Annotated in this window: 14 protein-coding genes; 7 read left to right on the top strand and 7 right to left on the bottom strand. The window is 55.1% G+C overall.

From position 1 onward, the window contains the following. The first annotated feature begins 170 nt into the window (after positions 1-170). On the top strand, positions 171-695 hold the full coding sequence (gene yihI / locus AC6I77_RS19000; RefSeq protein WP_039660549.1) for a Der GTPase-activating protein YihI: 525 nt from the start codon (positions 171-173) through the stop codon (positions 693-695). Positions 696-928: 233 nt separating this feature from the next. Then, the gene (hemN, locus tag AC6I77_RS18995) at positions 929-2,302 is read left to right on the top strand and encodes an oxygen-independent coproporphyrinogen III oxidase (protein ID WP_154926960.1); all 1,374 of its coding nucleotides are present in this window, start codon (positions 929-931) and stop codon (positions 2,300-2,302) included. Between the two features lie 41 nt (positions 2,303-2,343). On the opposite strand, the gene glnG is transcribed toward hemN, so the two are convergent. From glnG to glnA, 3 genes are all read right to left on the bottom strand, one after another. Continuing rightward, the gene (glnG, locus tag AC6I77_RS18990) at positions 2,344-3,753 is read right to left on the bottom strand and encodes a nitrogen regulation protein NR(I) (protein WP_008926972.1); all 1,410 of its coding nucleotides are present in this window, start codon (positions 3,751-3,753) and stop codon (positions 2,344-2,346) included. Positions 3,754-3,760: 7 nt separating this feature from the next. Next, the gene (glnL, locus tag AC6I77_RS18985; RefSeq protein ID WP_008926971.1) at positions 3,761-4,810 is read right to left on the bottom strand and encodes a nitrogen regulation protein NR(II); all 1,050 of its coding nucleotides are present in this window, start codon (positions 4,808-4,810) and stop codon (positions 3,761-3,763) included. A 138-nt stretch (positions 4,811-4,948) separates the two neighbouring features. Continuing rightward, a complete protein-coding gene (gene glnA, locus AC6I77_RS18980; RefSeq protein ID WP_003850740.1) occupies positions 4,949-6,358 on the bottom strand; it encodes a glutamate--ammonia ligase in 1,410 nt (469 codons plus the stop codon). Between the two features lie 438 nt (positions 6,359-6,796). Here glnA and typA point away from each other — a divergent pair, with 438 nt between their 5' ends. From typA to fabY, 5 genes are all read left to right on the top strand, one after another. After that, positions 6,797-8,620, top strand: coding sequence for a ribosome-dependent GTPase TypA (typA, locus tag AC6I77_RS18975; protein WP_003850742.1), 1,824 nt, complete (start codon positions 6,797-6,799; stop codon positions 8,618-8,620). Between the two features lie 209 nt (positions 8,621-8,829). Then, positions 8,830-9,426, top strand: a complete 597-nt coding sequence (yihX, locus tag AC6I77_RS18970) for a glucose-1-phosphatase (RefSeq protein WP_003851357.1) — start codon at positions 8,830-8,832, stop codon at positions 9,424-9,426. 3 nt (positions 9,427-9,429) lie between these two features. Then, positions 9,430-10,302: a virulence factor BrkB family protein gene (locus AC6I77_RS18965; protein ID WP_003851355.1), complete on the top strand. Its 873-nt coding sequence runs from the start codon at positions 9,430-9,432 to the stop codon at positions 10,300-10,302. Then, the gene (dtd, locus tag AC6I77_RS18960) at positions 10,299-10,736 is read left to right on the top strand and encodes a D-aminoacyl-tRNA deacylase (protein ID WP_003851353.1); all 438 of its coding nucleotides are present in this window, start codon (positions 10,299-10,301) and stop codon (positions 10,734-10,736) included. The genes AC6I77_RS18965 and dtd overlap by 4 nt, the downstream gene beginning before the upstream one ends. Before the next feature lie 56 nt (positions 10,737-10,792). Next, complete coding sequence (fabY, locus tag AC6I77_RS18955) at positions 10,793-11,740, top strand: fatty acid biosynthesis protein FabY (protein WP_003851352.1); 948 nt, start codon at positions 10,793-10,795, stop codon at positions 11,738-11,740. Between the two features lie 36 nt (positions 11,741-11,776). Here fabY and AC6I77_RS18950 read toward each other — a convergent pair whose 3' ends face one another. The 4 genes from AC6I77_RS18950 to trmH all read right to left on the bottom strand — a co-directional run bounded on the left by AC6I77_RS18950 (position 11,777) and on the right by trmH (position 17,826). Next, positions 11,777-13,456 carry an AsmA family protein gene (locus tag AC6I77_RS18950; RefSeq protein ID WP_003851351.1) on the bottom strand — a complete coding sequence of 560 codons (1,680 nt, stop codon included), beginning with the start codon at positions 13,454-13,456 and terminating at the stop codon, positions 11,777-11,779. Between the two features lie 118 nt (positions 13,457-13,574). Continuing rightward, positions 13,575-14,948, bottom strand: a complete 1,374-nt coding sequence (locus tag AC6I77_RS18945; protein ID WP_003851350.1) for a nucleobase:cation symporter-2 family protein — start codon at positions 14,946-14,948, stop codon at positions 13,575-13,577. Positions 14,949-15,052: 104 nt separating this feature from the next. Continuing rightward, positions 15,053-17,131 (bottom strand): ATP-dependent DNA helicase RecG, encoded by a 2,079-nt coding sequence (gene recG / locus AC6I77_RS18940; RefSeq protein ID WP_003851349.1) that lies wholly within the window; start codon positions 17,129-17,131, stop codon positions 15,053-15,055. Beyond that, on the bottom strand, positions 17,128-17,826 hold the full coding sequence (gene trmH, locus AC6I77_RS18935; RefSeq protein ID WP_140916510.1) for a tRNA (guanosine(18)-2'-O)-methyltransferase TrmH: 699 nt from the start codon (positions 17,824-17,826) through the stop codon (positions 17,128-17,130). Before trmH ends, recG begins: the two co-directional genes overlap by 4 nt. Positions 17,827-17,828: the final 2 nt, after the last annotated feature.

Here is a 17,828-nt window from a genome sequence, read left to right as displayed (position 1 = left end):
CGCGGGATTGACCGGGATGTTACGAGCCGAAAAGGATTTAAAACATGATTCCTTCTTATGAAGGTATGAAATAAGGCGACAGCTTGAGCTGTCGCCTTTTTTCTTTGTCTGGTTTCTGCTAGATTTCGCCGCAATTGTATACTGAATAAAAAAAGCCGGGACCGAATACTATGAAGCAACCTGCACGAGCTGTTCACGGCAAACCTGCCGCCAAAGCCAAACGCAAATCGCGTGATGATATCAACAACGAAGCACGCGATCGCAAACGTGATAAAAAGCATCGTGGACATGCTTCTGGCAGCCGTGCTAATCCAGCGGCGTCCGAAAGCAATGGCGGGAGTCAGGCTAATAACGTGAAAGATCCGCGCATCGGCAGTAAAAAGCCGGTGGCCCTGATCGCTGACGGAAAAACCGCAGCCGTTAAGCCAAAGAAAAGCGTGGAAAAACCTGCAGCTGAGAAAAAAGCACGCCTGACGCCAGAAGAAGAGCTGGCAAAGCTGGAAAATGATGAGCGTCTTGATGCGCTGCTGGATCGACTGGAAAATGGCGAAACCCTGTCGGCTGAAGATCAGGGCTGGCTGGATGCCTCGCTGGACCGTATTGACGAACTGATGGAGCAGTTAGGCATTGTGATGGATGATGCTGAAGATGAGCAGGCTGAAGAAGATATGTACCGTCTGCTGAAGGGCAACTAAGCAAATTTGATCGGCATGCGGTCTGCGCATGCCGCGCTTATCAGGTAAACGACAATGTTTTGGCCTGGATCAATTTTCGCGCTGCTGGCGACATGTTATCTGCTGTGGTTATTGTTTAAACTACGACGCCTGTCGCGGCTGAAGCAACGTTTACGTCGGGTCTCAACCCGCTCACCTTTCATCTCCTCTTCTTCGCGACCTTCTCTCAGACACCGTCACCGGAAGGAGTGAGCATGCCATCGCAGCAGATTGAGTGGGATCAGGCGTTAATTGAAAAGTACAATTACGCTGGCCCGCGTTATACCTCTTATCCCACCGCGCTGGAGTTCAGCGAGCAGTACGCGGAAACTGATTTCCAGCGTGCCGTCGCGCGTTATCCTGATCGTCCGCTGTCGCTCTATGTTCATATTCCCTTCTGCCATCGTCTCTGCTACTTCTGCGGCTGCAACAAGATCGTGACGCGTCAGCGCCACAAAGCGGACCGCTATCTGGACGTGCTTGAGCAGGAAATCATTCAGCGCGCGCCGCTGTTTCGCGAGCGTAAAGTCACGCAGCTTCACTGGGGCGGCGGCACGCCAACCTTTCTCGATAATACGCAGATTTCACGGCTGGTGGGTTTACTGAAGCAGCACTTCAGCGTGGCTGAGGACGCCGAAATGTCGATCGAGGTTGATCCGCGGGAAATTGAGCTGGATGTGATTGATCACCTGCGATCGCTGGGGTTCAATCGTCTGAGCATGGGCGTACAGGATTTTAATAAATCGGTGCAGGAACGGGTTAATCGGGTGCAGGATGAAGAGGTGATTTTCGGCCTGATGGCGCGCGCCCGTGAGCAGGGCTTCAGCTCTGTCAGCATCGATCTGATCTATGGCTTACCCCTGCAAACGCCCGCCAGCTTTGCCTGGACGCTGGAGCGGGTACTGGCACTGAGCCCGGACCGGCTTAGTGTATTTAACTATGCGCATCTGCCGTCAATGTTCGCGGCTCAGCGTAAAATTAAAGAGGATGAACTGCCCTCCGCGCAGCAAAAGCTGGATATCCTGCAACAGACCATTGTGACGCTGACTCAGCAGGGCTACCAGTTTATCGGGATGGATCACTTTGCAAAGCCGCAGGATGAGCTGGCCATCGCGCAGCGTGAAGGGCAGTTGCATCGCAATTTCCAGGGATACACGACGCAGGGCGACAGTGACTTACTGGGGCTTGGCGTCTCAGCCATCAGCATGACTGGCGACAGTTATGCGCAGAATCAGAAAGACCTCAACACCTGGTATGCATGTGTGGAACAGCAGGGAAATGGCCTGTGGCGCGGCATCGCCTTAACCGACGATGATTGCCTGCGGCGTGACGTGATTAAAACGCTGATTTGTAACTTCTCGCTGGATTTTGCCGCGACTGAAGCGCGATGGGGCATTCGCTTTAGGGACTATTTTGCTGAGGACATGGCGCTGCTGAAACCGTTAATTGCTGACGGGCTGGTGGTACAAACTGCTAAAGGGCTTGAGGTGACCGGCATTGGCCGGTTACTGATCCGCAATATCTGCATGTGCTTTGATCGCTATCTGCGTCAGAAAGTGCGTCAGCAGCAATTCTCCCGCGTTATCTGACGAAACGGGCTGGCATGACATGCCAGCCCGCACCGAAACGCTTATTCCATGCCAAGCTCTTTCAGCTTGCGTGTCAGCGTGTTTCGTCCCCAGCCCAGCAAACGAGCGGCTTCCTGTTTGTGGCCTTGCGTATGACGCAGCGCAGTGGTGAGCAGCGTTCGCTCCATCTCCGGTTGTGCTTCCGACAGCAGATTCTGATGACCGGAACGCAGTGCGCGGTCGGCCCACTGTGCCAGCAGCGTTGCCCAACTGTCAGGCAGCGACTGCACCGGATTTTCCGGGGTGCTGGACTCAAACAGTTCGCTGGGCAGATCCTGAATCAGCACTTCCTGACCCGCAGCCATGACCGTCAGCCAGCGACAGGTGTTTTCCAGCTGACGTACGTTACCGGACCAGTGCAGCCGGGTTAAGGCTGTTTCGGTTTCCGGGTGCAGAATCTTCGCTTCCACACCCAGCTCACGAGCCGCCACCTGCAGGAAATAACGCGCCAGACGTGGGATATCCTCACGACGCTCACGCAGCGGCGGCAGATGCACACGAATCACATTCAGGCGGTGGAACAGGTCCTCACGGAACTTGCCTTCCTGCACACGCAATTCCAGGTTCTGGTGGGTTGCCGCAATAATACGCACATCCACTTTGACGGGTGCATAACCACCGACGCGATAGAACTGACCATCGGCCAGCACGCGCAGCAGTCGGGTCTGCACATCCAGCGGCATATCACCGATCTCATCCAGAAACAGCGTGCCGCCATCCGCCTGCTCAAAACGGCCCTGACGGATCTGGTTCGCGCCGGTAAAGGCCCCTTTCTCGTGACCAAACAGCTCTGACTCAATCAAATCTTTGGGTATTGCAGCCATGTTCAGTGCGATAAAGGGCGCTTTGGTGCGTGGGCTGTGGCGATGTAGCGCATGGGCCACCAGCTCTTTACCGGTTCCGGACTCACCGTTAATCAGCACGCTTATCGAAGAGCGCGATAAGCGCCCGATGATACGAAATACATCCTGCATCGCAGGCGCTTCACCAATAATATCGGTAGTTGGTCCGCTGACCGGCTGATTACGTGGCTGCTGCTGTTCCTGATAGTGGCTGATCGCTCGCTCTACCAGTGCAACGGCTTCGTCAATATCAAACGGCTTAGGCAGGTAATCAAATGCGCCCTGCTGATAGGCGCTGACGGCAGCATCCAGATCCGAATGCGCCGTCATTATGATGACCGGAAGCATGGGATGACGCTGTTTAATCTGCTTCAGTAGCGCCAGGCCATCCATACCGGGCATGCGAATGTCTGACAGTAAAACGTCCGGGGTCTTGGTTGAGAGGGCATCCAGCACCTCGCTTGCGCTGTCAAAAGTCGCGCAGCTCAAACCGGCTCCAGTGAGCGCGCGTTCAAGCACCCAGCGGATGGAGCTATCGTCATCGACGATCCAGACTATCCCTCGTTGCATAGAAACCTCACTGGCGAATAGGCAGGTAAACCGAAAATTCGGTGTGTCCCGGCCAACTGTTAAATTCTATTTTTCCTGAATGTTGATCAATCAGGCTACGGGCGATGGAGAGGCCTAAACCGGTTCCGCCTTCACGTCCGCTGACCATCGGATAAAACAGCGTATCCTGCAGCTGGGCCGGAATGCCGGGGCCATCATCTTCAATATCAATACGTGCTACCAGGCGATAACGCGTGCCGTGCAGCGTGAGCTGGAAAGCGGTGCGGGTGCGGATAATGATGGTGCCGCCATCGTCTCCCAGCGCCTGAAGCGCATTGCGCACCACGTTAAGCAGTACCTGTTCAATCTGATCGGGGTCGTGCGGCAGTTCCGGCAGGCTGGGGTCATAATCCCGTACCAGCGAGACATTCTCCGGCAGCTCCATCGAGACCAGATTAACTACGCGTTCAGCCACCTGATGAATGCTCTGCGTGATGTGCATACCCGGCTGCTGCGGCCCTAACAGACGATCCACCAGATTCCGCAACCGGTCGGCCTGTTCAATAATGACTTTGGTGTATTCGTTCAGCGAGGGATCGGGCAGGGCACGTGATAAAAGCTGTGCCGCGCCGCGCAACCCTCCCAGCGGATTTTTAATCTCATGAGCCAGACCACGAACCAGATCGCGAGCGGCCACCTGCTGAGCGTGCTGTAACTGCTCCTGACTGAGCCGACGCTGATTATCCATCGGCGCCATTTCCATCAGAATTAAGCCATCGGGTAATCGCTGGGCGGTCAGCGACATAATGTGTGCACGACCATCAACGACCAGCGTAACCTCACTGTCAGTGAATCCCTGGCCAGCCTCAAGACTCTCGCGCATCACCTCAATATTCAGCGAAAAGTAGCCGGTTAATTCCGGTAACGGCGTGCCGAACAGCTTGCGTGAGCTTTGCGCCAGTAATTGCTGCGCCGCCGGGTTGGCGTAATGGATAACCAGATCGTTATCCACCAACAAAATACTGTTGATTAAAGCATTGAGAATCTGCCCTGCATCGGGCAGAGAGCCAGTTGCCATAAAACGTACCTCTGCACCAATCAGGTGCATTTTAGTCTTAAAGCCGTAAGGAGGGCGAATGAACGGTAAATTCGCGGAGAAAAAAGCCCATCCGAAGATGGGCTAAAAGTTTCCACGGCAACAAAATCGTTTGACCAGTTAAACGCTGTAGTAAAGCTCGAACTCAACCGGGTGTGGCGTCATGCGAACGCGATCCATCTCAGCTTTACGCAGTTCGATGTAAGCATCGATCGATTCGTCAGTGAATACACCGCCGCGGGTCAGGAACTCGCGATCTTCGTTCAGTGAATTCAGCGCTTCTTCCAGAGAGCCCGCAACTTTTGGAATCTCAGCTTCTTCTTCCGGTGGCAGGTCATACAGGTTCTTGTCCATCGCATCACCAGGATGGATTTTGTTGATGATGCCATCCAGGCCAGCCATCAGCAGTGCGGTGAACGCCAGGTATGGGTTAGCCGCTGGGTCCGGGAAGCGCGCTTCGATACGACGGGCTTTCGGGCTGGCAACCACCGGAATACGGATTGACGCTGAACGGTTACGGGCAGAGTAAGCCAGCATAACCGGTGCTTCATAACCCGGAACCAGACGCTTGTAAGAGTTCGTGGTCGGGTTCGCCAGTGCGTTAATTGCTTTAGCGTGCTTGATGATGCCCCCGATGTAGAACAGCGCCATTTCAGACAGGCCGCCGTACTTATCGCCGGCAAACAGGTTCTGGCCACCTTTAGAGAGTGACATATGGCAGTGCATGCCTGAACCGTTGTCGCCAAACATTGGCTTCGGCATAAAGGTCGCGGTTTTGCCGTAAGCATGAGCAACGTTATGGACGACATATTTGTAGATCTGAATTTCGTCAGCTTTTTTGGTCATGGTATTGAAGCGGGTAGCCACTTCGTTCTGACCCGCAGTCGCCACTTCGTGGTGATGCGCTTCAACAACCAGGCCCATCTGCTCCATGGTCAGACACATGGCAGAACGGATGTCCTGTGATGAGTCGACTGGTGGAACCGGGAAGTAGCCGCCTTTCAGACCTGGACGGTGACCTTTGTTACCGCCTTCGTACTCTTTACCGGTGTTCCATGCCGCTTCGATATCGTCGATAGCCACATGTGAACCGGAAGTCGATGAACCGAAACGGATGTCATCGAACAGGAAGAATTCTGGTTCTGGTCCAAACAGCACGGTATCCGCGATGCCGGAAGAGCGCAGGTAATCTTCAGCGCGTTTTGCGATAGAACGTGGATCGCGGTCGTAGCCCTGCATAGTGCCTGGCTCAAGGATGTCACAACGGATAATGAGCGTAGAATCTTCGAAGAAAGGATCCATGACTGCCGTGGTAGCGTCAGGCATCAGCACCATGTCTGATTCGTTAATGCCTTTCCAGCCGCCAATAGACGAACCATCGAACATTTTGCCTTCTTCGAAGAAGTCAGCGTTAACCTGGTGAGCAGGGATAGTAACGTGCTGTTCTTTACCTTTGGTATCGGTAAAACGCAGGTCAACAAACTTAACTTCATGCTCGTTCATCATCGAGAGAACGTGTTCAGCGGACATACTCAACTCTCCTGGAAATGGTCTTTCATTATCTACATGGCGAGGAAACGTCTTTTCCGGAATTCGCAGCGGGAAAACAACTCCCTGACTACCCGCTTCCGGCACGCTCTTCAACCGACATCTGACTGGCGATTACGCTTGATTTAGATAAAGCGAATTCTGTGCCAACTTTTCTGATGCTGCTTAAATCGCCTTGTGATGCACCTTTTTGTCATAAAGCACCTGCACCAGGATGGTCCTTGTGCACTAAAGTGGTGCTTTGTGACGATTTATTAGCACTATTTTGGTGCATAAGACCAACTTAGTGCATTTTCTGCACCGGGAACAGGGCAAATTTGCACCTATCTAATAAACTTTCAGTGAAAAGTGTGATGGTGTTCAGTCTTCCGCTTAATCAGTGTACAATAACGCGCTATTTCTAATGCCTGAGGCAAAGCTGTGATCGAAAATTTGCGTAACATCGCCATCATCGCGCACGTTGACCATGGAAAGACCACCCTGGTTGACAAACTGCTGCAACAATCCGGTACTTTTGATGCCCGTACCGAAGCAACAGAGCGCGTGATGGACTCCAATGATTTGGAGAAAGAGCGTGGGATTACCATCCTCGCAAAAAACACCGCCATTAAGTGGAATGACTACCGTATCAACATCGTTGATACCCCAGGACACGCCGACTTCGGTGGTGAAGTTGAGCGCGTCATGTCCATGGTGGACTCGGTGCTGCTGGTTGTAGATGCGATGGATGGCCCTATGCCGCAAACCCGCTTCGTGACCAAAAAAGCGTTCGCGCATGGTCTGAAGCCGATTGTGGTTATCAACAAAGTAGATCGCCCTGGTGCGCGTCCGGATTGGGTTGTGGATCAGGTATTTGACCTGTTCGTTAACCTGGATGCGACTGACGAGCAGCTCGACTTCCCTATCATTTTCGCCTCTGCGCTGAATGGTATCGCGGGTCTTGAGCACACCGACATGGCTGACGATATGACCCCGCTGTATCAGGCAATCGTTGACCACGTTGCGCCTCCGCAGGTTGAGGCTGATGCGCCACTGCAGATGCAGATCTCTCAGCTGGACTACAACAACTACCTGGGCGTGATCGGCATTGGCCGCATCAAGCGCGGTAAAGTTAAGCCGAACCAGCAAGTCACTATCGTTGATAGCGAAGGCAAAACCCGTAACGGTAAAGTCGGTAAAGTCCTGACTCACCTGGGTCTTGAGCGTATCGACAGCGATCTGGCTGAAGCGGGCGATATCATTGCTATCACCGGTCTGGGCGAGCTGAACATCTCTGACACCATCTGTGATCCACAGAATGTGCAGGCGCTGCCAGCACTGAGCGTTGATGAGCCAACCGTAACCATGTTCTTTAACGTCAACACCTCACCGTTCTGCGGTAAAGAAGGTAAGTACGTGACTTCACGTCAGATCCTTGAGCGTCTGAACAAAGAACTGGTTCACAACGTGGCTCTGCGCGTTGAAGAAACCGAAGATTCTGATGCGTTCCGCGTGTCAGGTCGTGGTGAGCTTCACCTGTCAGTTCTGATCGAAAACATGCGTCGTGAAGGTTTCGAACTGGCGGTATCCCGTCCGAAAGTTATCTTCCGCGAGATCGATGGCCGTAAACAAGAGCCATTCGAGAACGTTACGCTGGATATCGAAGAGACGCATCAGGGTTCCGTTATGCAAGCCATGGGTGAGCGTAAAGGCGATCTGAAAAACATGGATCCGGATGGCAAAGGCCGCGTACGTCTCGACTACGTGATTCCTAGCCGTGGCCTGATTGGCTTCCGTAACGAATTCATGACGATGACTTCCGGTACCGGTCTGCTCTACTCTACCTTCAGCCACTACGACGATATCCGTCCAGGCGAAGTGGGCCAGCGTCAGAACGGCGTTCTGATCTCTAACGGTCAGGGCAAAGCTGTAGCGTTCGCTCTGTTCGGTCTGCAGGATCGCGGTAAGCTGTTCCTGGGTCATGGTGCAGAAGTCTATGAAGGCCAGATCATCGGTATTCACAGCCGTTCTAACGACCTGACCGTAAACTGTCTGACCGGTAAGAAGCTGACCAACATGCGTGCTTCAGGTACTGATGAAGCAACGACACTGGTACCACCGCAGAAAATGACGCTGGAACAGGCGATCGAGTTCATCGATGATGACGAACTGGTCGAAGTGACTCCACTGTCAGTGCGTATCCGTAAGCGTCACCTGACTGAAAACGACCGTAAACGTGCTTCACGTGGTCCTAAAGACGCATAATTGCGCCTTTAAAGAATAAAAAGCCCCGCATGCGGGGCTTTTTTTTGCCTGAAATTCGGATTTACTCAGCCGGACCAGCGAATATTTGTGCGAATGATGTCGCGCTTTACTCACCTTCTGGCGTTTACGCTTTTCTCTCAGCCCGTGCCTGTTCAGCCTGCACTTTTGCCGCTAGAGTGAATACTCCAGGGAACAGAAGGAGACACACCATGCTGTATATCTTTGATTTGGGCAATGTGATTATTGATATCGACTTCAACCGCGTGCTGGGTGTCTGGAGTGACTTTAGTCGTGTACCGCTGGCTTCGCTACAAGGCCATTTCCAGATGGACGAAGCGTTTGAGCAACACGAACGTGGCGAGATCAGTGATGAAGATTTCGCACTGGCGCTGTGCGAAAAGCTGGAGATCGCACTGAGCTATGAGCAGTTTGCGGCTGGCTGGCAGGCGGTCTTCGTTGACGTGCGTCCGGAAACCCTGGCGCTAATGAACCGGCTGCGGCTGGAAGGTCATCGGGTGGTAATCCTCTCTAACACGAACAAGCTGCATTGCGAATTCTGGCCAACGCAGTATCCGGACGTGCAGCAGGCAGCGGATAAAATCTACCTGTCACAGGAGATAGGTATGCGCAAACCGGAAGCGCGGATTTATCAGCATGTGCTGGATGCAGAAGGTGTGACTGCCGATCAGGCGGTGTTCTTTGATGATAATCCAGAGAACATTGAGGCGGCCCGTGCCCTGGGTATTGAAAGTGTACTGGTTACTGACAGTAAAACGGTACCCAACTGGTTTGCGGGTCTACAGTAACTCATGATGTCACGTAAATTTCGCCCCAGGCTGCATGCGTTCTGGTTGTGGCTCAGGCTGTTATGGAAACGCATTGATGAGGATGGCATGACGACCCAGGCCGGTAATCTGGCTTATGTCTCATTACTGGCGTTAGTGCCGCTTATTGCAGTGGTCTTTGCCCTGTTTGCGGCGTTTCCGGTTTTCTCTGACATCAGCGTGCAGTTAAAACAGTTTGTCTTCAACAATCTGATGCCTGCTGCAGGTAACACGTTGCAACGCTATCTTGAACAGTTTGTTGCTAACGTAAACAGGATGACGGCGGTCGGGGCAGTCGGTCTTATCGTGACCGCCTTACTGCTGATGCATTCGGTCGATACGGCGTTAAACACCATCTGGCGCAGCAACAAAAAGCGACCGATGGTTTACTCCTTTGCCGTCTACTGGATGATCCTGACGCTCGGTCCGCTGCTGGCCGGTGCCAGCCTGGCAATCAGCTCTTATCTGCTTTCCCTGCGCTGGATTAATGCCACTGGCGTAACCAGTCTGGTCGATCAGATGCTGCGCATTTTCCCGCTTCTGCTGTCGTGGTTCGCCTTCTGGTTACTCTACAGCATTGTTCCCACCCAACGGGTGCCACCGCGTGATGCGCTGATTGGCGCGCTGGTTGCCGGGGCGTTGTTTGAGCTGGGTAAAAAGGGCTTTGCGCTCTATGTTACTATGTTCCCTTCATATCAGTTGATCTACGGCGTACTGGCCGTGATCCCCATTCTGTTTCTCTGGGTCTACTGGACCTGGTGTATTGTGTTGCTGGGCGCTGAAATAACCGTCGCGTTAGCTGACTATCGGCAGTTGAAGCAGCAACACCAACAAGAAGAGCAACGCGAGGAAACATGATTGCATTGATTCAGCGCGTGCAGCGCGCCAGCGTCAGCGTCGATCAGGAAGTGACCGGTGAAATTGGCGCGGGTTTACTGGTTCTGCTGGGCGTAGAAAAAGGCGATGACAACGCGCGAGCGGAACGTCTCGCAGAACGTGTACTGGGCTATCGCATCTTTAGCGATGAGCAGGGCAAGATGAACCTGAGTGTCCGCCAGGCGGGCGGAAGTGTGCTGGTGGTGTCGCAGTTTACGCTGGCCGCGGATACGCAAAAAGGGATGCGCCCCTCGTTTTCGGGTGGCGCTGAACCTGCTGAAGCCGAACGTCTGTATGAATACTTCAGCGACTGCTGTCGCCAGCAGGGGATTACTACGGCGAATGGCCGTTTTGCTGCAGATATGCAGGTCTCGCTGGTGAATGATGGTCCTGTGACGTTCTGGTTGCAGGTGTGAGATCGTCAGCTGAGCGGCAGGGAACAGGCCATACATCCGAGCGGGAGAAACATTACATGTATCACCTTCGCGTGCCACAGACGGCGGAAGAGCTGGATATCTATTATCAGTTCCGCTGGGAGATGTTACGTAAACCTCTGCGTCAACCGCAGGGGTCAGAACGTGACGCCTGGGATGCCCTGGCACATCATCAGATGGTGGTTGATGAACAGGGAAATCCGGTCGCTATCGGCCGTCTCTACATTAATGCCGACAATGAGGCCGCTATCCGCTTCATGGCCGTTCATCCTTCGGTGCAGGGTAAAGGGCTGGGAACGCTAATGGCGATGACGCTGGAGTCGGTAGCGCGTCAGGAAGGAGCTAAACGGGTAACCTGTAGTGCCCGCGAAGATGCTGTCGCATTCTTCGCTAAGCTCGGCTACGTCAACCAGGGCGAGATTACCGCGCCCCAGACGACGCCGGTTCGCCACTTTCTGATGATCAAGCCTGTCGTTACGCTCGATGATATCCTGCATCGTGCCGACTGGTGCGGACAGCTGCAGCAGGCCTGGTATGATCATATTCCGCTCAGCGAGAAGATGGGTGTCCGTATTCTGCAGTTTACCGGGCAGAAATTTATCACCACCATGCCGGAAGCGGGCAATCAGAATCCACATCAGACGTTGTTTGCTGGCAGTCTGTTCTCGCTGGCCACGCTGACCGGCTGGGGATTGATCTGGTTACTGCTGCGCGAGCGCCATCTGGGCGGCACCATTATTCTGGCGGATGCGCACATTCGCTACAGCCACCCGATTAGTGGCCGGCCTGGCGCGATTGCTGACCTCGGCTCATTAAGCGGCGATCTCGACCGTCTGGCGCGCGGACGTAAAGCACGTGTGCAGCTTGAAGTTGAGCTTTTTGGCGACGATGAGTGTGGCGCTGTGTTTGAGGGGGTCTATATTGTTCTGCCTGCCGATCCTGACGGGCCGCTGGAAGAGGGCGGTTCCGGCGCACGTATCAACTAATCATAAGGGCCGCCTCCGCGGCCCTTATTGATCCTGTTAACGCACCTGACCGGCCTGCATTGTCTGCTGTAACTGTTGACTGTCCGTCGTCACCGACAGAGTGCCATTCACGGTCGGGCGCAGTGGCTGGCCTGCGGGTAATGCACCGCTTAGTTGCAGCTGCATATTACTGTCACCGGTTAACGGCAATACGGGCCATCCCCAGTTCTGCAACACATTCACCGGCACTGCCCGACCCGTCAGTTGCAGCGTCAGCGGACGGGCTGGCTGCTGACCTACGGTGGCGGTTCCTTCGAGCAGGCCCTTGTTACTGAACGCACTCAGTTCAGTAACCTGAATCTGCTGCGGGTCAGCACTTAGCGCAATCGACGGATGACGCAGATCGGTGCGGTTAAAGGTCGATTCTGCCGCGTTCAGGCTGAGCTTACCCGACCAGATCCCCCACTGATGCTGCTGAGCCAGCAGCAGGTTTTCGCCAGCGCCATCCAGTGAAGTCAGCTGGAAGGGAAACGCCGGATTAATATCGATAATCAGGTTACGGTTAGAGGTGAAACGCGTTACCTCTACACTCTCCAGCCACGCGGGCAGTGTCGCCTGCCAGCGGTCACGCCAGTCCTGCGGCAGCGTGTATTCCAGTCCGGCAACGGCCAGATTTTTCAGCGTCAGGCGCTTATTGCTGCGCGACCAGTCACCGTCAGCCCGAATCACCCCGTTCGCCCAGCGTGAACTGAATTGTGTCAGCGCCACACCCTGCGGTGAGAAATCCAGGTTAAGGATAGGGTCATTAAGCTCGAATCCACCGTCGATAAAATTGCTGGCATTCAGCGCCAGTGAACCGTCGTTACTCTGCCAGTCATCTCCCTGCCAGTTAACGTTTCTCAGCGTCAGATCCAGATCTGTCACCGCCCAGTCAGGCCCCTGCAGACGGGCATCGGTCATGTCGAGGCGGGTAATGGCAATTGACGGAACAACCTGCAGGGTATGCAGGAAATCTTTCAGGCTGCTGGTAGTCTGCAGACGGATGTCGTTCAGTCGCAGCTGATTAATTTTCCAGTTGCCCTGGGCATCGCGCTCACCGTTACCGGTCATGGAGCCACGCGCCAGGTCGGCACCAATATTGTCAAAGCGCATCCGACCCTGGGAAACACTGCCCTGAATCAGGACGTTTTCACCCGGCACATTATTCAGCGTCATGCTGCCTGCGCTCATCTGGAAGCGGGCATCGCGACCCAGCATATCCAGCCCCGTGGGCTTCCACGGCAGGATGCCGCCATTAACCTGCTGAGCAAACAGCGGTAATGCGCTCTTGGGACTGTCGATACGCATATTATTGAGTTGCAGGCGATCGGCCTGAATCGGCAGCGTGCTGCCCTGCGCCAGATTAGCCAGATTCACTTCCCCATCGCGCAGCTCAAGGCTGCTGAAATGCAGCGGATCGCTGAACTGAATCAGCGCCAGGCCGAGATCAACCCGTTTCGCGACCAGCACCGCAGGCTGACCATCGTGACCAAAGCTGAAGTCATCCAGAATGATATGAGAGGGAGAAGAGAAATTGTGTTCAATTTTACTCAGGGAGAGATGCCATTCGGTTTTGTCGCTCACCCAACGGCTAAACCAGCCTGCACCCCACTGTGTCTGCAGCAGTACATAGATCACGACCAGGGTAAAAAGCAGCAGTAAAAGTAAGGTGAGGAAAAACTTTCCAATAAATTTCATAGCATCCTTCCCGAGTTAAATCCGGTGAGAGGTTGTTATGCCTGAATTACCGTTACAGCTCAACAGCCTGGATGTAAATCCGAATAATTAGCAGGCAGGCCGAAGCCTGCCTGTGGCCTTACTTCTCTGGCGGAAAAATCAGGTTGAGCACGATTGCGGTAATACCGCCTGCGGCAATGCCGGAAGAGAGCAGCGTTTTCAGCCAGTCGGGGGCAAACTGCAGGATCAGTGGCTGCTGAGACACGCCCAGACCCACCGCCAGCGACAGCGCGATAATCATGATGGCGCGACGATTAAGCGGCTCGCGTGACACGATGCGAACACCTGAGGCGGCAATGGTGCCGAACATCACAATGGTTGCGCCGCCGAGTACCGGCTCAGGGATCATCTGCACCAGACCGCTGACCGCCGGGAACAGCCCCAGCACGATCAGCATCAGTGCGACAACAAAGCCCACGTAGCGGCTGGCCACGCCGGTCAACTGAATCACACCGTTGTTCTGACCGAAGCAGGAGTTAGGGAAAGTGTTAAACAGCGCGGAGACAAAGGAGTTGAGGCCATTCGCCAGCACACCGCCTTTCAGGCGCTTCATATAGAGCGGGCCGCTGACCGGCTGTTCCGACACATCCGAGGTGGCTGTGATATCGCCGATGGTCTCCAGGGAGGTCACCATAAACACCAGCATCAGCGGGATGAGCAGATTCCAGTCGAAGCCCAGCCCGTAATAGAGCGGGGTCGGCACCACGATCAGCGGCTGATCAGCAGGGATGCCCGCTGCCGGCAGCATGCCCATCGCCCAGGCCAGCAGATAGCCCACGGCCATCGCAATCACCAGGGAGGCGACGCGCAAATAGGGGTTTTTCTGCCGGTTAAGCAGCACGATCACCAGTAGCACGGCACCGGCCAGCATCAGATTCTTTGGTGCGCCAAAGGTATGGTCACTCATCGCGCTAAAACCACCGCCAATCGAAGTCAGTCCTACCTGAATCAGCGACAGCCCAATAATCATCACCACGATACCGGAAACCAGCGGCGTGATAATCCGGCGAGCCAGATGCAATACGCGTGACAGCACCATTTCGGTACAGGAGGCCACCATCAGCGTGCCAAATAGCGCCGCCATCATGGTGGGCACGTCAGCGCCGCCATTCTTAAGCGCCATCCCGCCCATGATCAAAGGCGTCACAAAGTTAAAGCTGGTTCCCTGAATCGACAGCAGACCCGAACCCACCGGTCCCCAGGTTTTGATTTGCAGCAGCGATGCCACACCTGAAGCAAACAACGACATGCTGATAACGTGCCGGGTATCTTCTGCGGGCAGGCCCAGCGCCTGACAGATCAGTATGGCGGGCGTGATGACCGCGACAAACATCGCCAGCAGATGCTGACCAGCGGCAAACAGCGTTTGCGGCAGAGGTGGACGATCTTCAAGACGATAAATCAGTTCGCTTTGCGTGGCGGAAGGCTGGTCTGGCTGAGGATTGGTGGACATCTTCTGTTCTTCCCAAAAAATAATGTGGCGATTGTAATCATCCGCCGGGCAAAAGCAATCGTTTGCCCTGCGTGGATATAAAAGCCGACTTGAAGGGGTCTCATTCAGACGTTGGTAAAACGGGTGTTCTCTGGCAGCCAGCGTTCAATCAGGGCGCTGGCCTGCTCGGGATAGTGCTGGTGGATGTGGCGCGCCACACGCTGAACTTCGGGCACCATCGCTGCATCGCGCAGCAGGTCGGCCACTTTAAATTCGGCGTTGCCGGTCTGACGTGTGCCCAGCAGTTCACCCGGTCCGCGAATCTCCAGATCGAACTGGGCAATAACAAAGCCGTCATTACTGTCGCGTAGTACCTGTAAACGCTTCTGCGCCGTCTTGCTCAGCGGCGCTTTATAGAGCAGTACGCAGTGTGATGCCACGGCACCACGACCCACACGGCCTCGCAACTGATGCAGCTGTGCCAGCCCTAACCGCTCAGGGTTTTCGATAATCATCAGGCTGGCATTCGGCACGTCCACGCCGACCTCAATGACGGTCGTCGCTACCAGCAGCTGGAGTTCATTCGCTTTAAACGCCTGCATGACCGCCTGTTTTTCAGCGGGTTTCATGCGGCCATGCACCAGTCCGATATTTAAGTCGGGCAGCGCGGTTTTCAGGGATTCCCAGCTGGCTTCTGCCGCCTGTGCTTCCAGCAGCTCTGACTCTTCAACCAGCGTGCAGACCCAGTAGGCCTGACGTCCCTCCCGGCAGGCATGCTCAACCCGCGCCACAATCTCCTCGCGTCGCGTATCGGGGATGGCCACGGTGGTCACCGGAGTACGTCCCGGCGGCAGTTCGTCGATGGTTGAGGTATCGAGATCGGCATACGCGGTCATCGCCAGGGTGCGCGGTATCGGTGTGGCGGTCATGATCAGCTGATGCGGATGGAAACCCTGCTCCTCACCTTTTTCCCACAAGGCCAGTCGCTGGTGAACGCCGAAGCGGTGCTGCTCATCAATAATGACCAGCGCCAGACCATTGAACTGCACCTGCTCCTGAAACAGAGCGTGTGTGCCCACGACCATTGCCACCTGACCGCTGGCTATCGCCTCCTGCTGTGCCTGGCGGGCTTTGCCTTTCTGTTTTCCGGCCAGCCAGCCGACTTCAATCCCCAGCGGCGCAAACCACTGGCGGAAGTTACTGGCGTGCTGTTCAGCCAGCAGTTCGGTCGGTGCCATCAGCGCAACCTGCTTGCCATGGGCGATAACGTTCAGCGCAGAGAGCGCAGCCACCAGTGTCTTACCCGAGCCGACGTCGCCCTGCACCAGCCGCATCATCGGGAAATCATTGGCCAGATCTTTCTCTATCTCCGCCACCACGCGCTTTTGCGCATTGGTCGGCGAGAAAGGCAGCGCGGCCAGCAGCTGGTCACTGAGATTGTGTCGCGGCGGCATCGGTAACGCGTAATAGCGCTGAGCGCCTGCGCGCACTGCCAGCATGCTGAGATTATGCGCCAGCAGCTCTTCAAGAATTAATCTGCGTTGTGCCGGATGACGGCCACTTTCCAGCTCGCTGAGCCGGAGATCGGGCGGCGGACGATGCAGTGTGCGCAGCGCATCTGGCAGGCTGATTAAGCCGCCGCTTAACTCTTTCGGCAACAGCTCGGCAATCGGGCAGCTTTCCAGCAGCGTCAGTGCCTGGTCAGTGAGATTACGCAGCGTGGCCTGTCGAATGCCTTCGGTCGTGGGATAAACCGGTGTTAAGGTCTCTTCCAGCGTCACATTGCTCTGCTCGCCCTGGATGCGGTACTCGGGATGAATAATCTCAGCGCCGCGCTGACCGCGCTTAATTTCACCATAAGCGGTAACACGCCGTCCCGGCGACAGATTGTTCTTCATCCCGGCATTAAAATTGAAGAAGCGCATTGTCAGCACGCCACTGCCATCGCTGATCTGACACACCATCATCCGGCGACGACCAAAAGTGATATCTGTGTGCAGCACTTCGCCTTCGACTGTGGCCCAGATACCGGGAAGCAGATCATTGATAGCATAGAGTTGGGTGCGGTCTTCGTAGCGCAGCGGAAGATGAAGCAGGAGATCCTGAACGGTGTGCAGGTCAATTTTGGCCAGTTTTGCTGCCTGGCTGGCACCGACGCCGGTCAGTGTACTGAGCGGAATGGCATCCAGCAGACGGCCTTTCATCGTCTTTTACCGGTCGTCTGCATGGTTGCCCACCAGCTGGGATCGGCGTCGACTTCGCCCTGCGCATTGATGCGCGGATAGGGTAGACCTTTCTGCTTTGCGACCCGCGCGAGCACCGGGAATCCGCCTTCGAACAGCAGGCGTTGCTGCTCATCCTCGTCCAGCAGGCTGTAATCGCGCAGGTAAAGACCGGCGTTCTGCCGCTGTCGCTGGGCTTCATAGAGGATAAGCGCGCAGGCGACCGAGACATTCAGCGACTGCACCATACCCACCATGGGGATCACGATCTGACGATCAGCCAGCGCCAGCGCTTCTTCGGTGATGCCGGTTTTTTCCTGCCCCATCAGAATGCAGGTGGGAAGGGTATAATCGATCTCACGAAAATCCACCGCATCGGCGGAGAGATGGGTCGCTAAAACCTGCATCTTCTGCTGTTTGAGCTGTTTTACGGCATCGCCGATGGTGGGATGGGTGACCACTTTCACCCAGCTGTTGCTGCCGGCAGACGCGGAAGCCTGCGTGCGCATCCGCTGGCTCGGCCAGACGGCATGCACTTCGTGGATGCCAACGGCGTCGGCCGTGCGGATCACCGCTGAAACATTGTGTGGTTTATGCACCTGCTCCATGCAGACCGTCAGGTCGTGCTGGCGCAGTGCCAGCATCGCCTGAATCCGGGCAAAACGTTGATCGTTCATGC

It is taken from the genome of Pantoea sp. X-Soil-ISGK-259, assembly GCF_059730705.1.
The sequence above is the reverse complement of the archived record's forward strand: the minus strand, read 5'-3'. Positions and strand labels throughout refer to the sequence as shown.